We start from the raw sequence: 18660 nt of genomic DNA on the forward strand, positions 1-18660 counted from the left end.
ATCAGCAGCATCCGCGCCGACAGTGGTCCCAATACACGCCGGTTCGTGTAATCGTGTAATGTATGGGTTCGGCGCACGTCGCCAGCTTTTACGAAATAACAGAGGTTCCCGCCATGAGCGAACAGATCAAGTATGTGAGCGACGCGTCCTTCGAGGCAGACGTGCTCAAGTCCGACAAACCCGTGCTGGTCGATTTCTGGGCCGAATGGTGCGGTCCCTGCAAAATGATCGCCCCGATCCTGGACGAAGTTTCCAAGGACTACGGCGAGAAGGTGCAGATCGCCAAGATCAACGTCGATGAAAACCAAGGCGTGCCGGCCAAGTTCGGTATTCGCGGCATCCCGACGCTGATTCTGTTCAAGAATGGCGCTGTGGCGGCGCAAAAGGTGGGCGCACTATCCAAGTCGCAGCTGACCGCATTCCTGGACAGCCACCTGTAAGCCCTTTTTCGGCTGCGGGCGACCCTTCGCGTTGCCCCTCGCCCACGCTGGCGCACTTCCGCCTGGAAGCTCGCCAGCGTTGTGCTAAGATTGCAGCTAATCTGTTTCTCCGAGCGTTCGCTCGACCTTTTCCCCCTCCCCCCGTTTCTCGTTTCGCCGCCCGTTCGGGCCCTTCCCTCATCTTTCGTCTATGCATCTGACAGAACTGAAATCCTTGCACGTGTCCCAATTGCTGGAAATGGCGGGGCAGCTGGAGATCGATAACGCCCAACGCATGCGCAAACAGGAATTGATGTTTGCCATCCTGAAAAAGAAGGCGAAACAGGGGGAAACGATTTTCGGTGACGGCACACTTGAAGTGCTGCCCGATGGCTTCGGTTTTCTGCGCTCGCCGGAAACCTCGTATCTGGCCAGCACCGACGACATCTATATCAGCCCGTCGCAGATCCGCCGATTCAATCTGCACACCGGCGACACGATCGAAGGTGAAGTCCGCACGCCCAAGGATGGCGAGCGCTACTTCGCGCTGGTGAAGGTCGACAAGGTCAACACGCAGCCTCCTGAAGCGGTCAAGAACCGCATCATGTTCGAGAACCTGACGCCGCTGCACCCGAACAAGCCGCTCACGCTCGAACGCGACATCAAGGCCGAAGAGAACATCACCGGCCGCATCATCGACATGATTGCCCCGATCGGTCGCGGCCAGCGCGCGCTGCTGGTGGCAAGCCCGAAGTCCGGCAAAACCGTGATGCTGCAGCACATTGCGCACGCCATCGCGACCAACCATCCGGAAGCCGAGCTGTTCGTTCTGCTGATCGACGAGCGCCCGGAAGAAGTGACCGAAATGCAGCGCACCGTGCGCGGCGAAGTGGTGGCCTCGACGTTTGACGAGCCTGCCGTTCGTCACGTGCAAGTGGCCGAAATGGTCATCGAAAAGGCCAAGCGCCTGGTCGAACTGAAGAAAGACGTGGTGATCGTGCTGGATTCGATCACGCGTCTGGCCCGCGCCTACAACACCGTGGTGCCGACCTCGGGCAAGGTACTGACCGGCGGTGTCGACGCCAACGCGCTGCAGCGTCCGAAGCGTTTCTTCGGTGCTGCACGTAACCTGGAAGAAGGTGGCTCGCTCACCATCATCGGCACGGCGCTGATCGAAACCGGCAGCCGCATGGATGACGTGATCTACGAAGAATTCAAGGGCACCGGCAACATGGAAGTGCACCTGGAACGCCGTCTAGCCGAGAAGCGCGTCTACCCCGCCATCAACCTGAACAAGTCGGGCACCCGCCGCGAAGAACTGCTGATCAAGCCGGACATCCTGCAGAAGGTGTGGATTCTGCGTAAGTTCATCCATGACATGGACGAAGTCGAGGCGATGGAATTCCTGCTCGACAAACTCAAGACGACAAAGAACAACGCCGAGTTCTTCGACATGATGCGACGCGGCGGCTAAGTCTCCTGCCTGCATAGCGAAAAGCGCACCCATTGTGGTGCGCTTTTTTATTGCTGCGTCAACTGCCTGTTTTTCCAGCGGATTTCCTCGTCAAAGCGGTGAAATTCGCTAGTTCATTTGCATTACAGGGCGGGCGCGCAAGCGTTTGCCACTATCGTCCTTAAACGTCATCGCAAAAGAGAAACCCGGCAACCATACTGCAAGCCTGCCCTGGCTGAGCCGCCTCGGCAAAGAACGAACCACACCAAGAATCGAACGGGGGAAACCATGCGCGAAGAGTCGCTGGAATGTACTGCTGCGTGCCGAACCGTCATAGTGGCGTCGCGCGCAGGGATGGGGGAGATCGACGAGACAATTCTGGGTGCAGAGTGGCACGTGCGGCGCGTAACGTCGATGCGTGAACTGGGTTGCGCCATTCGCGACGGCGTTCCCATGGCGGGGTTGGTCGATTTCAGCGGCGCGTTCTCCGCTGCGGAGTTGGATTTACTCGAGCGCTGCATGCAGGTCTCGCATGTAGGCTGGGTGGCCGCCCTACCGCCGGCCATGCTGAACCACGAACGCGTACGCCAACTCGTGCGCGATTACTGCGTGGACTACGTGCAGATGCCGCTGCGTATGGATGAGGCTGCGTATTCGCTGCGTCACGCCTGGGGCATGGCCTCGCTCGCACAACAACTCACGCCGGCGCCCAAGGCGAATCATGCTCGCATGCTGGGCGAGTGCCCCGTCATGCACAGCCTGTTCCGCGCCATCCGCAAGGTCGCGCAGAATAGTGCGCCAGCCTTCATTGCGGGCGAGTCCGGCACCGGCAAAGAGTTGACTGCGCAGGCCATTCACGAAGCGTCCTCTCGCGCAGGCGGGCCGTTCATCGCCATCAACTGCGGGGCGATTCCGCCGCACCTGATCCAGTCTGAATTGTTCGGCTACGAAAAAGGCGCATTTACCGGCGCGCATCAACGTCATATCGGCTGGGTCGAGCATGCCAATGGCGGAACGCTGTTCCTCGATGAAATCGGCGACCTGCCGCTCGAGAGCCAGGTCAGCCTGCTGCGTTTCTTGCAGCAAGGCACGATCACTCGGCTCGGCGGGCATCAGGCGATTCCGCTGGACCTCCGCATCATCTCGGCAACGCACGTGGATCTGGAAGCGGCCCAACATCACGGCGGATTCCGCACCGACCTGTTTCATCGACTGTGCGTGCTGACCTTGTCGGTGCCACCGCTGCGCGAGCGCGGCAGCGACATCGTGCTGCTGGCAGAACACATCCTCGCCCAGCACGCCAGCGAGGCGTCGCACCGCATCCGCGGGTTCACGCCCTGCGCGTTGCACGCGATGATGCATTACCCGTGGCCGGGCAACGTGCGCGAACTCATCAACCGCGTGCGCCGTGCGTTGGTGATGACCGACAACCGCAAGATCTCCGCCGCTGACCTGCATCTCGAAGGCTACGCATCCGTGTCGGGCCAGACGCTGGAAGAAGCGCGCGAAGGCGCCGAGTCGGATGCCATCCGCACGGCCATCGCGCGCAACGGCTTCCACATGGGCATGACGGCACGCGAATTGGCGGTGTCTCGCGTCACGCTGTATCGGCTGATGCAGAAGCACGGCATTCGCGCAGAACATCCTCTGCATACGGCCTGAGCGTCATCCGTCTCATCGGTTTCATGCGATCGGGGGCGTAGCGCTTGCGCTGCGCTCCTTAGGGGCATTGGGAGCAAGGACGAAAATGGCCGACCTGCCCTGCCTGCTTCCCCCAATCGGATTCATCCAGCATTTGGTTCAGTGCATTCAATTCAGCTGCCGGCGCAGGAATAAATCGGCGGTGCGAGCGCCGCAAACGCGGTCAGGTTGGCTTGCATCGGGATCCCGCTCCAGGATGGCTATTAAGAAAAGAGTGCCCGCCGGGGGACGGAGCACGAAACCGTTGAACAGCCGCTACGCCGGCCTGTTCGGCGCACGTTGCGAACGCGCCACATTTTGGTGCACCCAAGGCCGCGCAACCACCGACAGCCTTTGCCAAGAGAGTGTTGCGGCGCCGGCAATCTGACACGGTGAGTGGCACATACCGGAAAGCACCCCACTTCCGGGGGGATTGCGCAAGCCACGTCGCCGTTGGATTGTTAAGCCACGCATGCGACGTACTCAGTTCGCCGTCCGTGAGTGCGGACACGACAGAACCGGTGGATGGATCGAATGCGCGGGTGGGAATGAGACCGAATGCGAGTCGCGCCGGCAACGTATCGGCGAGAACGCTTCGAAGGGCGATCAGCAGCGTGATTGCACGCTGCACGACGAAATCGCCGTCTACTGCGAGCGCAGGCATCATGACGATCATGGCCGTGCGATTTGCGACCACTCCCGTCTTCTCGACCGTCCACCCAAACGGCAAACGTCGAGCACAGCGCTGCGCGATTGTCGGCATGGCTCGCTCCTCCCCGACGGATATAGAGCGACATCCATGCCATGATGGCTAACACCTTGTTTTAACGGGATATTTTCCACGCGGAGAACCGCGCGACCCAGCATGGCATGCGATTTTTGTGTCGCGACTGAAACAGCCGTCGCCACAAAAACCGCGGTTATCGGGCGCAGGCGCTGCGGTGGTCGAATTGCGCGCCCTGGCAAACGCTGGGCTACAGTACCAAGGACGCCGCATCGAGGGTCCCGAGGCATGGCCGTGGCGGCTGTCATTTTTGACTTCCGCCACTAAAATGATTCGGAACGGGGGTCTGCTCCGGCCTGCATCTCGCCTGGGCGACAAGGATGTTCGCAAGATCGGTAACAGGTCGAGAACAACGATGAACACTGTTTTGATCGAAGCCCATCCGTTGGTGCGTACAGGCATTGCGCACCTGCTACGGACGCTCAAGGGCGTCACTGGCGTCACGGTTGTCGAACCGGACGAAGGGATGTTCGACGCCATCGAAACCAATGCCGACGCCGGTCTCCTTGTGATCGGCCTGCCGCTGCCACATCTCGACGAGTTGTCGGCCATCGGCGAGATCATGCATCGGCCGCATGCGCGCCACGTGGTCGTGCTGGCCGAATCCGAATCGCCCGACATCATCCGCACGCTCATGCAGATGGGCTTGTCAGGCTACACGCTCAAGCATTCGCCGGGCGAAGTCATCGCGGCTTCGCTGGAGCTCGTTCTGGTGGGCGGTCAATACATTCCGGCCAGCGCGCTGCTGCCGGAATCACGCCTGGACGGCGCGCCCAACCCGGCGCTCGCAGGCGACCCGCAGACCGATCCGAAGCTGCTCGGCATTACGCCGCGCCAGTACGAGATTCTGGTGCTCCTCTCACGCGGGCATCCGGTCAAGACCATCAGCCGCATGCTGAACATCTCCGAGGCAACAGCCAAGGCGCATATCAGCACGCTGTATCGGCGCCTGAAAGTCCGCAGCCGCACCGAGGCCGTGTACGTCGCTAATCAGCGCGGTGCACGACTCCTCTCAGTCGCCTGATCCCCGACAAGGGCGCAAGCGAGCGTCGCAAAGCTGCTGGCGCCGGCCGATATACTGGACGCATGCTTTCGTCCGTCTTCCAGTGGTTCTCCGGCCGCGCACGCACACGGCGCCTGACCCGTTACGCCATCTCAGACGCGCTGTGGTCACGTGCGCTCGATGGTCTGCCCTTCCTGCTCGACTGGTCCGACGCAGACCTCGCACGCCTGCGTGAAACGGCCACGCTCTTCATCGCCGAAAAGGAATTCACCACCGCGCACGATTTGCCGCTCGCCGACGACATGGTGATCAGCGTTGCCGTGCAAGCCAGTGTGCCGATCCTGGAGCTGGGCATGTCGTGGTACGGCGGATGGCACGGCGTGGTCATCTACCCCGGCGAGTTCGTCATCCGCAAAGAAGTCATGGATGAAGACGGCGTTGTGCACAACGTGCGTGAAGAAGCTGCCGGCGAGGCATGGGAGCACGGCCCCGTCATCCTCTCGTGGCAGGACATCGAACTCGGGGGCGCACTGGCCAAGCCAGGCGCGCAGCCGTACAACGTGGTCGTACACGAGTTCGCGCACAAGCTCGATATGCTCAACGGCGAGTCGGATGGTATCCCGGCGTTTTCATCGCGCCTGCATGCCAATGTTGACCGCGAGCAATGGGCCGATGACCTCTACGCTGAATACGACGCCTTTGCTAATCGTTGCGAGCAGATTCCAGAGCATCGGTGGGGCGACGATCCGATCCTTTCGTTGCTCGACCCTTATGGCGCACAGCATCCGGCCGAGTTCTTTGCGGTAGCGTCGGAAGTGTTCTTCGTCGAACCGGTGGCCTTGCTTGAGACGCTTCCATCGTTGTACGCACTCCTGCAAGCCTTCTACCTGCAAGACCCGGCACGGCGCGTGCTGGACGCTGAGCAACGCCAGGAGGGATTCCTGCCATGACGATTCACCAAGCGCTTCGCACAACGCTGCTCGGTTGTTGTCTCGCTGCCGGCACAGCGTGGGCACAGCCAGCCGTGCCCGTGATCCTCAGCCTCACTGCCCAATTCGATGGGCAATCCGAAACCAAGCGCGTCACGCTTTCGGCCGACACATCCACCACAGGCCAGCACGTCGCACTGCTCGAACGTACCCATACATACGACGTGGGCGGCTCGATGCCTCGCAAAGAATGGGAGGCGCGCTTCGCCGCCGGCCTGCCCGACGACACGATCCCGCTCGTCTGCGACACCACCACCTGCCAATTCATGCGCCACCGGTGGGCCAAGACCGGCGTGGACGTCACCCTGCGGCCGATGGTCGTGTCGGGCGAGTTCCAGTCGCTGTCGGTCGGCGTAACGCTGCATCGGTTCCAGCCGTCGCCCGACGTCGAGGCCCCAGCCCGGGTCGACACCTGGACGCGCAATCTCGACACCTCGTTGCGCGTCGGCGACACCAAGATCATGGATCTGGACGGCCACGGCGTGCTCACGATCGAACGCTTGGCCAAACCTTGATCTAAACGGGCTTCTCGAGTCACTTTTCGATGCGCCGGCACGACGGATTTTGCGGCAAGCGCGTTGCCCAAGCCATTGTTTCTCTGGCATAATCCTCGTTTCTCCACCCGGCAAGTGATTCGAGGGCTGGTCGCACGGTGGCTCCTACCATGTGAGCACCTGAAGCGCGCCGCGAATTGGCTACCTCTACCCCAGGGCTCATCATGAAAGAAGGCATTCACCCGAATTACCGCGAAGTCGTGTTCCAAGACATGTCCAGCGACTTCAAGTTCATCACCCGCTCGACCATCCAGACCAAGGAAATGATCACGCTGGACGGCAAGGAATATCCGCTGGCCAAGATCGAAGTCTCGTCCGAATCGCACCCGTTCTACACGGGCCAGCAAAAGGTTCTGGACACGGCAGGCCGCGTCGAAAAGTTCCGCAACAAGTTCGGCAGCAAGATCGGCAAGGCTGCCAAGTAATATCGGCGCCGGAGACGGCTCACCAGATGTGGCCCGTCTCACTGGTCAGAAAAAGGCAGCTCCGGCTGCCTTTTTTGTTTCTCGGCACATGGTTAGGCCGTTGGTTCGGCCCCTCTTTACGATCAGCACGTCGCTCTGCAACCCCGACCGGGCTCGCCTGGTCTGACACTCGATGAACACCACCCGCGTCTCGCGCATCCGCCTGACTGCCGCCGCCACCCGCGAGTTGCCGCGTTGGCTGCTGCTCGCCATCTGCGTGATCTACGGCCTGTCGGGCCTGTTTTCGCGCGACCCGTGGAAGAACGAAGACGCCGCCGGCTTCGGCGCGATGTGGACGCTGGCCACCGGCAACGCGCAGGACTGGCTGATGCCGAACATCGTCGGGCGCCCCATCGTGCAATCGGGGCCGCTGGTGTTCTGGATCGGCGGCGCGTTCATTCGCCTCTTCGGACAATGGCTCGGGCCGGCGGATGCGTCGCGCCTGGCTACCGCCCTCTTCTTCTTCGTCACCAGCGCATGCATCTGGTATGGCGCCTACCTCCTGGGCCGCCGCGCGGAAGTTCAACCGTTTGAATTCGTCTTTGGTGGCCAGCCCAACACGCGCGACTACGGCCGTACGCTGGCAGATGGCGCGCTGCTGATCTTCCTCGCCTGCGTGGGCCTGGCACAGCGCGGTCACGAAACAACACCGCTGGTCGGGGCGCTGTGCTTCGTGGCGGTCGCTGTGTACGGCTTGATCCGGGCGCTCGACAAGCCGGTACACGGCAGCCTCATCTATGGCATCGGCATCGGCTGCCTGTCACTGGCGGGCGGCCCAATCCTGCCACTGACAATCATGGTGGCCGTGCTGATCGCAGCACATGCCACGCGTGTGCTGCCGCTACGTCCGCTTCTGACAGTTGCGCTGCCCGTGTCGCTCGCACTGGGTTGCTCATGGCCGGCGATGGCGTACTTGCTGGCAAATAATCCGACTGACGCGGTGACGTACGTCCGCGAATGGGCGCGCTTCGATCGCCACCAATACGCTGGCCCGACGGCTCATTCGCTCGGCTTTGTCGCTCGCAACCTGCCACTATTCGCATGGCCAGTCTGGCCGTTGGCAGCATGGGCGTGGAAGAGCTGGGGCGGCATGCGCACCGCTCCGCATATCACGTTACCGTTGGCCGTCCTACTGCCGCAGTTGGTGCTGCTTCTCATGCAGCCACACCCGGGCGACGACGGCTTCCTGCTGCTGATTCCACCGATGGCCGTGATGGCCACGTTCGCGCTGCCGACGCTCAAACGAGGCGCCATCAGCGCGATCGACTGGTTTGCGTTGCTGGCCTTCACCATCCTGGGCGGGACGCTATGGCTGCTGTGGATCGCCAAGATGACGGGCTTTCCGCCTCAGCTCGCGCGCAACGTGTATCGCATCGTGCCAGGCTATCGACCCGAGTTCAGTTGGACAGCGCTGATCAGCGCGCTGCTCGTGACCGCGGCGTGGGTGCTCATCGTCGTCTGGCGCACATCGCGGGCGCCCAAGGCCATCTGGCGTGCAGTGGTGATCTCGGCCGCCGGCACCACACTAATGTGGGTGCTGATGATGACGCTGTGGCTGCCCACCATCAACTACGCCAAGACATATCGCGACGTCGCGCAGTCGGCCGCCCTTGCGCTGCCGCGTACCTACACGTGCGTGCAGCCGATCCGTATGGGCGATGCGCAGCTTGCCTCGTTTGCGTACTTCGGCCACATCCGTTTTGGTAGCGCCGAAGACAACTGCGACATCCTGCTGCGCCACGACCCGTACGACTACGGCGCACCGACGAGCGTCTCCAACTACGAGTGGCGCCTGATCTGGGAAGGCCGCCGTCCCGCCGACCGCGACGAGCACTTCCGCATGTACCGCCTGACCGAGGCCGCTGCCGCCACACATCCGCCGCCGACACCGGCAACTACGCGCCGGCGCAAGCTGCGCCAGTAACGGTTCCGTAGCACCCACATGTTTGTCGCCGACGTCCGCCGCATTACCGAACTGGCTTGGCCAGTACTGATCGGCCAGTTGGCGGTCATCGCCTTCGGCGTACTCGATACGGCGATGGCCGGCCGCGCCTCTGCGACAGACCTCGCGGCCATCGGGCTCGGCGGGTCGATCTACGTGACGGTGTTCATCAGCTTGATGGGCGTGCTGCAAGCGCTCTCGCCTATCGCCGGACAACTCTACGGCGCGCAAAGATACAGCGAAATCGGCGAAGAAGTGCGGCAGGCCGTCTGGCTCGGTCTGGTACTCGCGGCAATCGGCATGCTGCTCCTCTGGTTCCCCGCCCCACTGCTGCACCTGGCAGACGCCACGCCAGAACTCACTGAGAAAGCCACCGCCTATTTGCGGTATGAAGCGCTGGCGTTGCCTGCGGCACTCGGCTTCCGGATTTACTCTGCGTTGAACAACGCGCTGTCGCGCCCGGTGATGGTGACGGTACTGCAGCTTGCAGGCCTCGCCATCAAGTTTCCGCTCAACGCACTGTTTCTGTATGGCGGCATGGGCGTCCCGGCGATGGGCGGCCCGGGCTGCGCACTCGCCTCGATGATCATCAGCTGGCTGTGGTTCGTCGCAGCGGCCGCCATTTTGATGCGCAATCCGGCTTACAAGCCGTTCGCGATTTTCACGCACTACTCACCACCCAACCGTGCGCGGCTGTGGGTACTGGTACGTCTGGGTGTGCCGATGGGCTTCACCTACCTGATCGAGATCACGTCGTTCACGTTGATGGCGATCTTCATCGCGCGCCTTGGCACGGTGGCGCTGGCCGGGCATCAGATTGCCGCCAACCTTGGAGCGGTTGCCTACATGGTGCCGCTGTCGCTATCGATCGCGACGTCCACGCTGGCTGCGCAATCAATCGGGGCCCGCGATCGCGTAGCGGCTCGGCGCATCTCGCTGAACGGCATCAAGTTGGCGGTGATGTGTGCGGTCATCGTCGGCGCGGCCGTGCTGTTCTTGCGGCGCGAGTTGGTCACCCTCTACACGCACGATGCCGCTGTCCTGGCGATTGCGGTGCCGCTGCTGCCTTTCATCGCCTTCTATCAGATGTTCGATGCGCTGCAAGTCATGACAGCGTTCATCCTGCGCGCATACAAGATCGCTCTCATCCCAACCGTCATCTATGCGCTATCGCTGTGGGGTGTGGGCCTTGGCGGCGGATATGTGCTCGGATTTGGACTGCTGGGCGACACTGCCATGGCACTACGTGGTGCTGCCGGTTTCTGGGCCGCCAATGGACTCAGTTTGATGGTGGCTGGCGCGTTGTTGGTCAGCTATTTCAATCGCGTAAGCCGCGCTGCCGATTAAAGCGAGACATTCCACTCACTTTAAAGCAGTATCAAACTTGATTTGCGTGGCTTGAATTGAAAGCCCAAAAGAAAAAACCCGCTGCAAGCAGCGGGTTTTGATTTGGCGGAGCGGACGGGACTCGAACCCGCGACCCCCGGCGTGACAGGCCGGTATTCTAACCGACTGAACTACCGCTCCGTGTCGGTTGCAAAATCAGCTAGAGACTGATTTTGCTAATGAGCTTCTGGTTAAGCTCTTGTTTTGGCGTCCCCTAGGGGATTCGAACCCCTGTACTCACCGTGAAAGGGTGATGTCCTAGGCCTCTAGACGAAGGGGACAGAAACTGTTTTGCAACGCTTTCTGTCTTACGCTGCGAAGTCCGCTACTATAACGAACTTCTTTGCGTTTTGGAAGCCTCTTTTCAAATTATTTTTTTGAATCGAATCTTCCGGCATTTTGGTGGAGCTAAGCGGGATCGAACCGCTGACCTCTTGCATGCCATGCAAGCGCTCTCCCAGCTGAGCTATAGCCCCGAGGCACTGCCTTTTACTGCTTGCTTCTTACTGCATTTCGCTTCGTGTTGCAGCGAAAACAAGAGTATAGGGGAAGTATTTAGCGCTTGGCAATACCCTTCCGCAAAATTTTTTGCGTCGCACACATCACGCCGCCAGACGACGCAGAACAACGTCGCGGCCGAACAGTTCCAGCACCGCATCAATCGACGGCGTTTGCAGTTGTCCTGCCACCAGCAGGCGCACCGGCATCGCCAGCTTCGGCATCTTCCAGCCGTGTGCCGCGAGCACTTCCTTGAAGGCGGCACCAATGGCCTCGCGCTTCCACTCGGGCAGCGCCCCGAGCTTCTCGGCCAGTGTGGCAATGCCCGGACGCACATCGTCGGTGAGGTGCTGCGCAGCCAGTTCCGGATCGACAGCCAGATCCGTGCGATAGAACAGCAGCGCCGTTTGGGCGACTTCACGAAGCGTGTTGGCGCGATCCTTCACCAAGGCGATCACATCGGCCAGCACGGGGCCGCCATCCACCTTGCCACCCAACTCCTCGATGAACGGCTTCACCAGACCAGCCAAGCGCGCGTTGTCGGCCTGCTTGATGTAGTGGTTGTTCAGCCAGGCGAGCTTCTCAGGGTTGTATTGCGCGGGCGACTTGCCCAGGTGCTCGAGGTCGAACCATTCGATGAACTGCTCGCGCGAGAAGATCTCGGCATCGCCGTGCGCCCAGCCCAGGCGAGCGAGGTAATTGACGATGGCTTCGGGCAGATAGCCAGCATCACGATAGCCCGTAACAGCCATGGCACCGTGGCGCTTGCTCATCTTCTCGCCCTGCTCGTTGAGCACGGTCGGCAGGTGAGCATAGACCGGCGGCGTACCGCCCAGCGCGCGCAGGATGTTGATCTGGCGGGGCGTGTTGTTGACGTGGTCGTCGCCGCGGATCACATGGGTGATCTGCATGTCCATGTCATCCACGACCACACAGAAGTTATATGTGGGCGTGCCGTCGGGGCGCGCGATCACCAGGTCATCGAGTTCGTCGTTGGAGATCTCGATGCGGCCCTTCACTGCGTCGTCCCACACGACACTGCCCCCGATGGGGTTCTTGAAGCGAATCACCGGCTGCACGCCCACCGGCGGCGTCGGCAAAACCTTGCCCGGCGCCGGGCGCCAAGTCCCGTCGTACCGGGGCTTTTCGCCGCGCTCGCGTTGCGCTTCGCGCAGGGCGTCGAGTTCTTCGGTGCTCATGTAGCACGGGTAAGCCAGTTCCTGCTGAACCATCTGCGCGACCACGGCGCGGTAACGGTCCATGCGCTGCATCTGGTAGAACGGGCCCTCATCGATATCCATGTCCAGCCAGTCCATCGCCTCGAGGATCACGTCGACAGCTTCCTGGCTGGAACGCTCCACATCGGTGTCTTCGATGCGCAGGATGAAGTCTCCCTTCATCTTGCGTGCGAAGGCCCACGGATAGAGTGCCGAGCGGATGTTGCCGAGGTGGATGAAGCCGGTAGGGCTGGGAGCGAAACGAGTGCGGACGCGCTGTGTCATAGGAATGGCTGAACGAATAAGGCCGCGTGGTCGGACCGCGAGCGCGGATCCTGAGCGGCCTCTATCAAAACCGAAATTATAGCAACCGCGCTACGCATATCCGGCCGACCCGTCGCTGAACTTTGGCACAATGGCGGCCAGCCGCAGTGCGCTCGGTTACGACTGAACATCACTGCGCGGCATACCAAACCGCCCTAACCTCCTCATGCAACGCCGCCTCTTTCTGGGCGCCGCCGGCGCCTCCGTCCTCTCCGCCTGTACCGTGACGGGTTTCTCCTCCGGCAAAACCGAAACGCCCCTCACCCCGGCCACGGCCGTGCTGCCGCCCACGGCGCAGCCGGCCACACAGCCCGTGCGGATCGGGTTGGCACTGGGCGGCGGTGCCGCGCGCGGTTTTGCGCACATCGGCGTCATCAAGATGCTGGAAGCCCAAGGCATCCAGATCGACTTCATCACCGGCACGAGCGCGGGTAGCGTAGTGGCGGCGATCTACGCGTCGGGCATGTCAGGGCTGGAAATGAACCGCATGGCGCTCAAGATGGACGAGGCCATGATCGCCGACTGGGCTCTGCCGTTCGGCACGCGCTTCGGCGGCTGGCTCAAGGGCGAGGCGCTGGAGAAGTACATCAACCGACTGGTCAAGCAGAAGAGCATCGAACAGATGCACATTCCGCTGGGCATCGTGGCGACGGACCTGGCGAGCGGCAAGCCGATCCTGTTCCGGCGCGGCAATACCGGCCAGGCGGTGCGTGCGTCGTGCAGCATCCCAGGCGTGTTTCAACCGGTAACGATCAGCGGCCGCCAATACGTGGACGGCGGGCTGGTAGCGCCCGTGCCAGTGACGTACGTCAAGCAGATGGGCGCAACGTTCGTGATTGCAGTGAATATCTCGGCAGACCCGTCCAACCAGGCGGTATCGGGGCAAGCGAGCATGCTGCTGCAGACGACGGCCATCATGGGTCAGAGCATCAACAAGACCGAGTTGGCCCAGGCGGACGTTGTAATCACCCCGTCGCTACCGTTCGTAAAGGGCAGCGACTTCACCGCGCGCAACGAAGCGATTCTGGCGGGCGAGCAGGCCGCCCAGGCCGCCATGCCGCTGCTGCGGGAGAAGCTGCATCTGACGCAGACCATCGTCGGCACCCCGCTGCCGCCGCACTGATATTCCTTCAGCAGGCAACAAAAAAGACCGCCGTGGCGGTCTTTTTTCTATTGCCTGATAGCGAGTCGGAGCGAATCAACCGCCGTACATTGCGAGCGGCTTGCCGGCGGCGTTTGGGTCGACGCGCTTGAGTTGCTCGACGAAGTTGTCGGCGCCGTCCTTGATGGCGGCACCGGAGTTGCCTTCGATACGGCGGGCGCCGTTGTAGCGCGTCACCCAGTACGAGGCGGTCATGTCATCCACGCGAATCTTGCTGCCCGTGGACGGCGCATGCACAAACTTGTTATCGCCGATATAGATACCGACGTGCGAAAAGGTGTGGCGCATAGTGTTGAAGAATACCAAGTCGCCGGGACGCAGTTCAGCTGTTTCTACGCTGGTGCCGACACGGCTCATTTCCACAGCGCGGCGCGGCAGCAGGAAACCGAAGGTGTCGTTGAAGACGTAGCGGACGAAGCCGCTGCAGTCGAGGCCCGATTCCGGCGTGTTGCCGCCGAAACGGTAGCGCAGGCCGATCATGCCCAGTGCGTTCATGACCACGTCGCCGGTCTTGCTCATCACGTTGGAGATGAGGCCCGATTTGGCTTCGGGCTTGACGTCGGCGCGGACTTCCGTGTCCTTGAAGACCGTATCAGCATGCACTGCATTCGACACGATCACGCCGCAGCCGATCACAACCCCTACCGCCAGACGCGCCATGGAATGAAGTACGAAATGCTGCATTGGTTCTCCCTCGGAAACTTGTAATGATGCGGCCAAGATATGGCACCGCAAATGAGAACAGTCCGAATCTTGTTAAAACAATCTCGCAGGATGATAAAAGTGACACTTTGACTTGTCAAAGGTCGTTACAAATTCCCCGAAATCCACAGGCAAATCAGGCACTTAGACATGACTTTCGATGCGCATTCTTACAAAAACAGCGCCTCAGAAGCGCACTGATTCGGGGCAAAAGCGGTGGGTTTTACGGGTTATCCCGCGCAGGGATGAGTGAGGCAGCCGCCATCAGCTTGCAGGTGTAGGGGTGTGAGGGGGACGCCAACACCGCTTCAGTGTCGCCCTCTTCCACCACTTTTCCATCCTTCATCACCACCACGCGATGTGACATCGCGCGGATGACAGCAAGGTCGTGGCTGATGAATAGATACGACAGGTTGTACTTTTTCTGAAGGGCTGACAGCAGCGAAAGCACCTGCTGCTGGATCGACACATCAAGTGCGGAAGTCGGCTCATCGAGCACCAGCAACTGCGGCTTGAGGATCAGCACACGGGCAATGGCGACGCGCTGGCGCTGCCCGCCCGAGAATTCATGCGGATAGCGCCCCAGCGCCGTGCGATCCAAGCCGACTTCGCGCAGGGCTTCGATCACGCGGTGACGGCGCTCTGCAGGGTTTATGTGCGGTTGGTGCAGCGCCAGCCCTTCGCCGACGATCTCCTCGATCGTCATACGCGGCGACAGCGAGCCGTATGGGTCTTGAAACACCACCTGCATGCGCGCCCGCACAGCGCGGCGCTCGTCGCGCGAAATACGCAGCAGCGAGTTGCCCAGGAAACGCAGGTCGCCGCTCTTTGCCGCTTGCAGCCCCAGCAACGTCTGCGCGAGCGTGGTCTTGCCAGAGCCCGATTCGCCCACGATGCCGAGCGTCTCGCCTTCGCGCAGTTGCAGCGACACGGAATCGACCGCGGTAAACGGATCGGTTCTGAACCAGCCGGCAAACCCGGGACGATGGCGTTCGTAGGTAACTGTCAGCTTGTCGGCTTCGAGCAGCAAGGGCGCAAGCGGCACCAGCGGCAGGACGTCGCGCTGCGGGCGGCTCTCAAGCAGGCGCACTGTGTACGGATGTTGGGGCGCGGCAAATACGTCGGCCGTGTTGCCGGTTTCCACCAGGACGCCCCGCTCCATCACGCCAACGCGCTCGGCAAAGGCGCGCACCATGTTGAGGTCGTGCGTGATCAGCATGATGGCCATGCCGAACTCGGCCTGTAGCTCGCGCAGCAATTGCAGGATCTGCATGCGCACCGTCACGTCCAGCGCGGTGGTCGGCTCGTCGGCCAGCAGCAACTTCGGCGAGCACGCCAGCGCCATGGCGATCATTGCGCGCTGGCGCTGCCCGCCTGACAGTTGGTGCGGGAACGCGTCGAATCGGCGCGGCGCCTCGGCGATGCCGGTGCGCTCCAGCAGAGCAATCGCACGGGCCTTGGCGGCGCGCTTGTCCAGGCCTTCGTGCAGCTCCAGCGTTTCGACGATTTGGTTGCCGATCGTGTACAGCGGATTGAGCGCCGTCATCGGTTCCTGGAACACCATGGCGACATCGGCCCCACGCAGGCCGCGCATCTCCCGCTCGCTTGCGGAAAGCAGGTCACGGCCTTCGAGCAGGATGCGGCCGCTATATTGCGCATCAGCCAGCAATCGCATGATCGATAGCGCGGTCACTGACTTGCCGGAGCCAGATTCGCCCACCAATGCGAAGCGCTCGCCCGCGTGCAAATCGAGCGAGACGTGCTTGACGGCTTCCGTCACCTCGCCGTGCTCGGATTCGAAATGCACGCATAGATCATCCAGGCGCAGCAGCGGGCCGTCGTATTTCGGCGCGGGGGAACGCAAGTCAACGCGGCTCATTTCACCCCCGCCAGTTTCTGGCGCGTGCGCAGTTGAGCAAACGACAGGCGCGTGTCGAAGGCATCGCGCAGCGCGTCGCCCATGAAGGTCAGCAGCACGAGGGTCAGCACGAGCACCACGAAAGTCGACAGCGAGATCCACCAGGCATCCAGGTTGGCCTTGCCCTGTGCGAGAAGTTCACCAAGGCTCGGCGTGGATGGCGGTACGCCCAGGCCTAGGAAATCCAGGCTGGTGAGCGCAAGAATGGCTGCGCTCATGCGAAACGGCAGGAAGGTGATCACGGGCGTCAGGCTGTTGGGCATGATGTGGCGCCACATGATCTGCCAACTGGACAAGCCCATCGCCCGCGCGGCCTTCACATAGTCGAGCGAGCGGTTGCGGTAGAACTCGGCGCGAACGTAATCCGACAGGCTCATCCACCCGAACAGCGACAGCAGGATGATCAGCAGCCCGAGGCTGGGGGTGAAGATCGACGCGAAGATGATCAGCAGGTACAACTCTGGCATCGAACTCCAGATTTCAATCAGCCGCTGCGACACCATGTCGAAGCGCCCGCCGAAGAAGCCCATCAGCGCGCCGGTCAGCGTGCCGACCAGCACGCCCAGCACCGTGAGCGCCAGCCCGAACAGCACCGAGACACGGAAGCCGTACAGCAGCCGCGCAAACACGTCGCGACCACGGTCATCAGTACCGAGCCAGTTCTCGGCCGAGGGCGGCGCCGGGTTGGGCTCTTTCGAAAAATAGTTCAGCGTCTCGTACGAATACGGATTGGGCGGGAAAATCGCAATATTTCCCGGCTCCTTGAACTTGTCTCGGATGAACGGATCGAGGTAATCCGTCGGGGTCGGAAAATCTCCGCCGAAGGTCGTCTCGGGGTACGCCTTTACGATCGGGAAATACCAGTGACCGTGGTACTTGACCACCAGCGGCCGGTCATTGGAGATGCATTCGGCGCCCAGACTGAGCACGAACAGCACCACGAAGATGATCAGGCTCCAATAGCCAAGCCGATGCTGCTTGAAGCGGCGCCACGCACGCTTGAGGGGCGACGGCGAATGCCGCACCGGGTGCGGCGTTGCCGTATTGGATGGATGCGTGGAAGTGCGCGAATACTGGGTCATGGTTGCCGACCCGCCTATCGCCCGACCGAGCCGAAATGGATACGCGGATCAACCAGCACGTAGCACACGTCGGAAATCAACCGCGCGGCCAGCCCGATCAACGTGAACAGGTACAGCGTGCCGAGCACTACGGGATAATCGCGCCGCATCACCGCCTCATACGACAGCAGGCCCATGCCATCGAGCGAAAACAGTTGCTCGATCAGCAGCGACCCCGTGAAGAATGCCCCAATGAAGGCCGACGGGAAGCCTGTCACCAAAGGCAGCAGCGCGTTGCGGAAGATGTGCTTCCACAGTACGCGCCGCTCCGACAGCCCCTTGCTGCGCGCCGTCAGCACGTACTGCTTGCGAATTTCCTCCAGGAACGCGTTCTTCGTCAGCATGGTGATGACGGCAAAGCTTCCCACCACCGACGCCATGACGGGCAGCGTGATGTGCCAAAGGTAATCCGTGATCTTGCCGAGCAGGCTGAGCTGATCCCAGTTGTCGGATGTGATGCCCCGGATGGGGAACCACTGGAAGAACGTGCCGCCGCCAAACAGCACAAGCAGCAGCACCCCGAGCACGAACCCCGGGATGGCGTAGCCGACCAACACGATGATGCTGGTCACCAGATCAAACCGGCTGCCCGCCCGCACGGCCTTCGCAATGCCGAGCGGCACCGCTATCAGGTACGTGAGAAAGAACGTCCATAACCCGATCGAAATCGATACCGGCAATTTCGACTTGATGAGGTCCCACACGCTACGGTGCTGAAAATAGCTCTCTCCCAGGTCGAAGCGCGCAAAACGGCCGAGCATCAGGAAGTAGCGCTCGACAGGGCTCTTGTCGAAACCATACAGCGCGCGGATTTCCTTGATCTTCTCGGGATCGACGCCGCGGCGGCCCCGATAGTCAAACGCGCCGCCGCCACTGGCCTCGCCGCCTGCGGCACGCCCTTTCATCTCCATCATCATCTGTTCGACCGGGCCACCAGGTACGAACTGGATCACGATAAACGTCAGCGTGATCACGCCGATCAGCGTCGGGATCAGAAGCAGCAACCGTTTGATCAGGTACGCGAACATGGTGTCACCGATGCGG

The 18660-nt window shown here is 61.6% G+C and carries 15 protein-coding genes and 3 tRNA genes; 10 read left to right on the forward strand and 8 right to left on the reverse strand.

What is annotated here, in order from left to right:
- Positions 1 to 113 precede the first annotated feature (113 nt).
- From trxA to ACCD03_RS02515, 9 genes are all read left to right on the forward strand, one after another.
- Positions 114 to 440, forward strand: a complete 327-nt coding sequence (gene trxA / locus ACCD03_RS02475) for a thioredoxin TrxA (RefSeq protein WP_004626253.1) — start codon at positions 114 to 116, stop codon at positions 438 to 440.
- Positions 441 to 630: 190 nt separating this feature from the next.
- Positions 631 to 1893 carry a transcription termination factor Rho gene (rho, locus tag ACCD03_RS02480; RefSeq protein ID WP_004626250.1) on the forward strand — a complete coding sequence of 421 codons (1263 nt, stop codon included), beginning with the start codon at positions 631 to 633 and terminating at the stop codon, positions 1891 to 1893.
- A gap of 267 nt (positions 1894 to 2160) precedes the next feature.
- Positions 2161 to 3534, forward strand: coding sequence for a sigma-54 dependent transcriptional regulator (locus ACCD03_RS02485; protein ID WP_045204279.1), 1374 nt, complete (start codon positions 2161 to 2163; stop codon positions 3532 to 3534).
- Positions 3535 to 4691: 1157 nt separating this feature from the next.
- Positions 4692 to 5360 carry a LuxR C-terminal-related transcriptional regulator gene (locus tag ACCD03_RS02490; RefSeq protein ID WP_009238433.1) on the forward strand — a complete coding sequence of 223 codons (669 nt, stop codon included), beginning with the start codon at positions 4692 to 4694 and terminating at the stop codon, positions 5358 to 5360.
- A 62-nt stretch (positions 5361 to 5422) separates the two neighbouring features.
- A complete protein-coding gene (locus ACCD03_RS02495; RefSeq protein WP_045204280.1) occupies positions 5423 to 6289 on the forward strand; it encodes a zinc-dependent peptidase in 867 nt (288 codons plus the stop codon).
- Positions 6286 to 6843, forward strand: a complete 558-nt coding sequence (locus ACCD03_RS02500) for a hypothetical protein (RefSeq protein WP_045204281.1) — start codon at positions 6286 to 6288, stop codon at positions 6841 to 6843. Before ACCD03_RS02495 ends, ACCD03_RS02500 begins: the two co-directional genes overlap by 4 nt.
- A gap of 203 nt (positions 6844 to 7046) precedes the next feature.
- Positions 7047 to 7307 (forward strand): type B 50S ribosomal protein L31, encoded by a 261-nt coding sequence (locus ACCD03_RS02505; protein WP_004626237.1) that lies wholly within the window; start codon positions 7047 to 7049, stop codon positions 7305 to 7307.
- Between the two features lie 172 nt (positions 7308 to 7479).
- Positions 7480 to 9270 carry an ArnT family glycosyltransferase gene (locus tag ACCD03_RS02510; RefSeq protein ID WP_024975992.1) on the forward strand — a complete coding sequence of 597 codons (1791 nt, stop codon included), beginning with the start codon at positions 7480 to 7482 and terminating at the stop codon, positions 9268 to 9270.
- Positions 9271 to 9288: 18 nt separating this feature from the next.
- A complete protein-coding gene (locus tag ACCD03_RS02515; RefSeq protein ID WP_253537023.1) occupies positions 9289 to 10635 on the forward strand; it encodes an MATE family efflux transporter in 1347 nt (448 codons plus the stop codon).
- A gap of 103 nt (positions 10636 to 10738) precedes the next feature.
- Here the strand turns inward: ACCD03_RS02515 and ACCD03_RS02520 are convergent.
- The 4 genes from ACCD03_RS02520 to gltX form a co-directional block, all read right to left on the reverse strand.
- Positions 10739 to 10815: transfer RNA gene (locus ACCD03_RS02520), tRNA-Asp, on the reverse strand.
- Between the two features lie 64 nt (positions 10816 to 10879).
- Positions 10880 to 10955: transfer RNA gene (locus tag ACCD03_RS02525), tRNA-Glu, on the reverse strand.
- A gap of 119 nt (positions 10956 to 11074) precedes the next feature.
- Positions 11075 to 11150: transfer RNA gene (locus tag ACCD03_RS02530), tRNA-Ala, on the reverse strand.
- Between the two features lie 126 nt (positions 11151 to 11276).
- Positions 11277 to 12674, reverse strand: coding sequence for a glutamate--tRNA ligase (gene gltX / locus ACCD03_RS02535; protein ID WP_045204284.1), 1398 nt, complete (start codon positions 12672 to 12674; stop codon positions 11277 to 11279).
- 205 nt (positions 12675 to 12879) lie between these two features.
- Here gltX and ACCD03_RS02540 point away from each other — a divergent pair, with 205 nt between their 5' ends.
- Positions 12880 to 13836 (forward strand): patatin-like phospholipase family protein, encoded by a 957-nt coding sequence (locus ACCD03_RS02540; RefSeq protein WP_045204285.1) that lies wholly within the window; start codon positions 12880 to 12882, stop codon positions 13834 to 13836.
- Positions 13837 to 13911: 75 nt separating this feature from the next.
- Here ACCD03_RS02540 and ACCD03_RS02545 read toward each other — a convergent pair whose 3' ends face one another.
- The 4 genes from ACCD03_RS02545 to ACCD03_RS02560 form a co-directional block, all read right to left on the reverse strand.
- Complete coding sequence (locus ACCD03_RS02545) at positions 13912 to 14559, reverse strand: C40 family peptidase (RefSeq protein WP_024975996.1); 648 nt, start codon at positions 14557 to 14559, stop codon at positions 13912 to 13914.
- Between the two features lie 241 nt (positions 14560 to 14800).
- Positions 14801 to 16456 carry an ABC transporter ATP-binding protein gene (locus ACCD03_RS02550; RefSeq protein WP_413410710.1) on the reverse strand — a complete coding sequence of 552 codons (1656 nt, stop codon included), beginning with the start codon at positions 16454 to 16456 and terminating at the stop codon, positions 14801 to 14803.
- A complete protein-coding gene (locus tag ACCD03_RS02555) occupies positions 16453 to 17577 on the reverse strand; it encodes an ABC transporter permease (RefSeq protein WP_413410711.1) in 1125 nt (374 codons plus the stop codon). Before ACCD03_RS02555 ends, ACCD03_RS02550 begins: the two co-directional genes overlap by 4 nt.
- Positions 17578 to 17591: 14 nt before the next feature.
- Positions 17592 to 18644 (reverse strand): microcin C ABC transporter permease YejB, encoded by a 1053-nt coding sequence (locus ACCD03_RS02560; protein WP_045204288.1) that lies wholly within the window; start codon positions 18642 to 18644, stop codon positions 17592 to 17594.
- Positions 18645 to 18660 lie beyond the last annotated feature (16 nt).

Source organism: Ralstonia sp. Ralssp135 (assembly GCF_047304345.1).
Lineage (GTDB): Bacteria > Pseudomonadota > Gammaproteobacteria > Burkholderiales > Burkholderiaceae > Ralstonia > Ralstonia chuxiongensis.

Bases quoted from the DNA above. Each gene is read 5' to 3' on its own strand.
- trxA (WP_004626253.1), top strand. From the start codon at position 114: ATGAGCGAACAGATCAAGTATGTGAGCGACGCGTCCTTCGAGGCAGAC.
- rho (WP_004626250.1), top strand. From the start codon at position 631: ATGCATCTGACAGAACTGAAATCCTTGCACGTGTCCCAATTGCTGGAA.
- ACCD03_RS02485 (WP_045204279.1), top strand. From the start codon at position 2,161: ATGCGCGAAGAGTCGCTGGAATGTACTGCTGCGTGCCGAACCGTCATA.
- ACCD03_RS02490 (WP_009238433.1), top strand. From the start codon at position 4,692: ATGAACACTGTTTTGATCGAAGCCCATCCGTTGGTGCGTACAGGCATT.
- ACCD03_RS02495 (WP_045204280.1), top strand. From the start codon at position 5,423: ATGCTTTCGTCCGTCTTCCAGTGGTTCTCCGGCCGCGCACGCACACGG.
- ACCD03_RS02500 (WP_045204281.1), top strand. From the start codon at position 6,286: ATGACGATTCACCAAGCGCTTCGCACAACGCTGCTCGGTTGTTGTCTC.
- ACCD03_RS02505 (WP_004626237.1), top strand. From the start codon at position 7,047: ATGAAAGAAGGCATTCACCCGAATTACCGCGAAGTCGTGTTCCAAGAC.
- ACCD03_RS02510 (WP_024975992.1), top strand. From the start codon at position 7,480: ATGAACACCACCCGCGTCTCGCGCATCCGCCTGACTGCCGCCGCCACC.
- ACCD03_RS02515 (WP_253537023.1), top strand. From the start codon at position 9,289: ATGTTTGTCGCCGACGTCCGCCGCATTACCGAACTGGCTTGGCCAGTA.
- gltX (WP_045204284.1), bottom strand. From the start codon at position 12,674: ATGACACAGCGCGTCCGCACTCGTTTCGCTCCCAGCCCTACCGGCTTC.
- ACCD03_RS02540 (WP_045204285.1), top strand. From the start codon at position 12,880: ATGCAACGCCGCCTCTTTCTGGGCGCCGCCGGCGCCTCCGTCCTCTCC.
- ACCD03_RS02545 (WP_024975996.1), bottom strand. From the start codon at position 14,559: ATGCAGCATTTCGTACTTCATTCCATGGCGCGTCTGGCGGTAGGGGTT.
- ACCD03_RS02550 (WP_413410710.1), bottom strand. From the start codon at position 16,456: ATGAGCCGCGTTGACTTGCGTTCCCCCGCGCCGAAATACGACGGCCCG.
- ACCD03_RS02555 (WP_413410711.1), bottom strand. From the start codon at position 17,577: ATGACCCAGTATTCGCGCACTTCCACGCATCCATCCAATACGGCAACG.
- ACCD03_RS02560 (WP_045204288.1), bottom strand. From the start codon at position 18,644: ATGTTCGCGTACCTGATCAAACGGTTGCTGCTTCTGATCCCGACGCTG.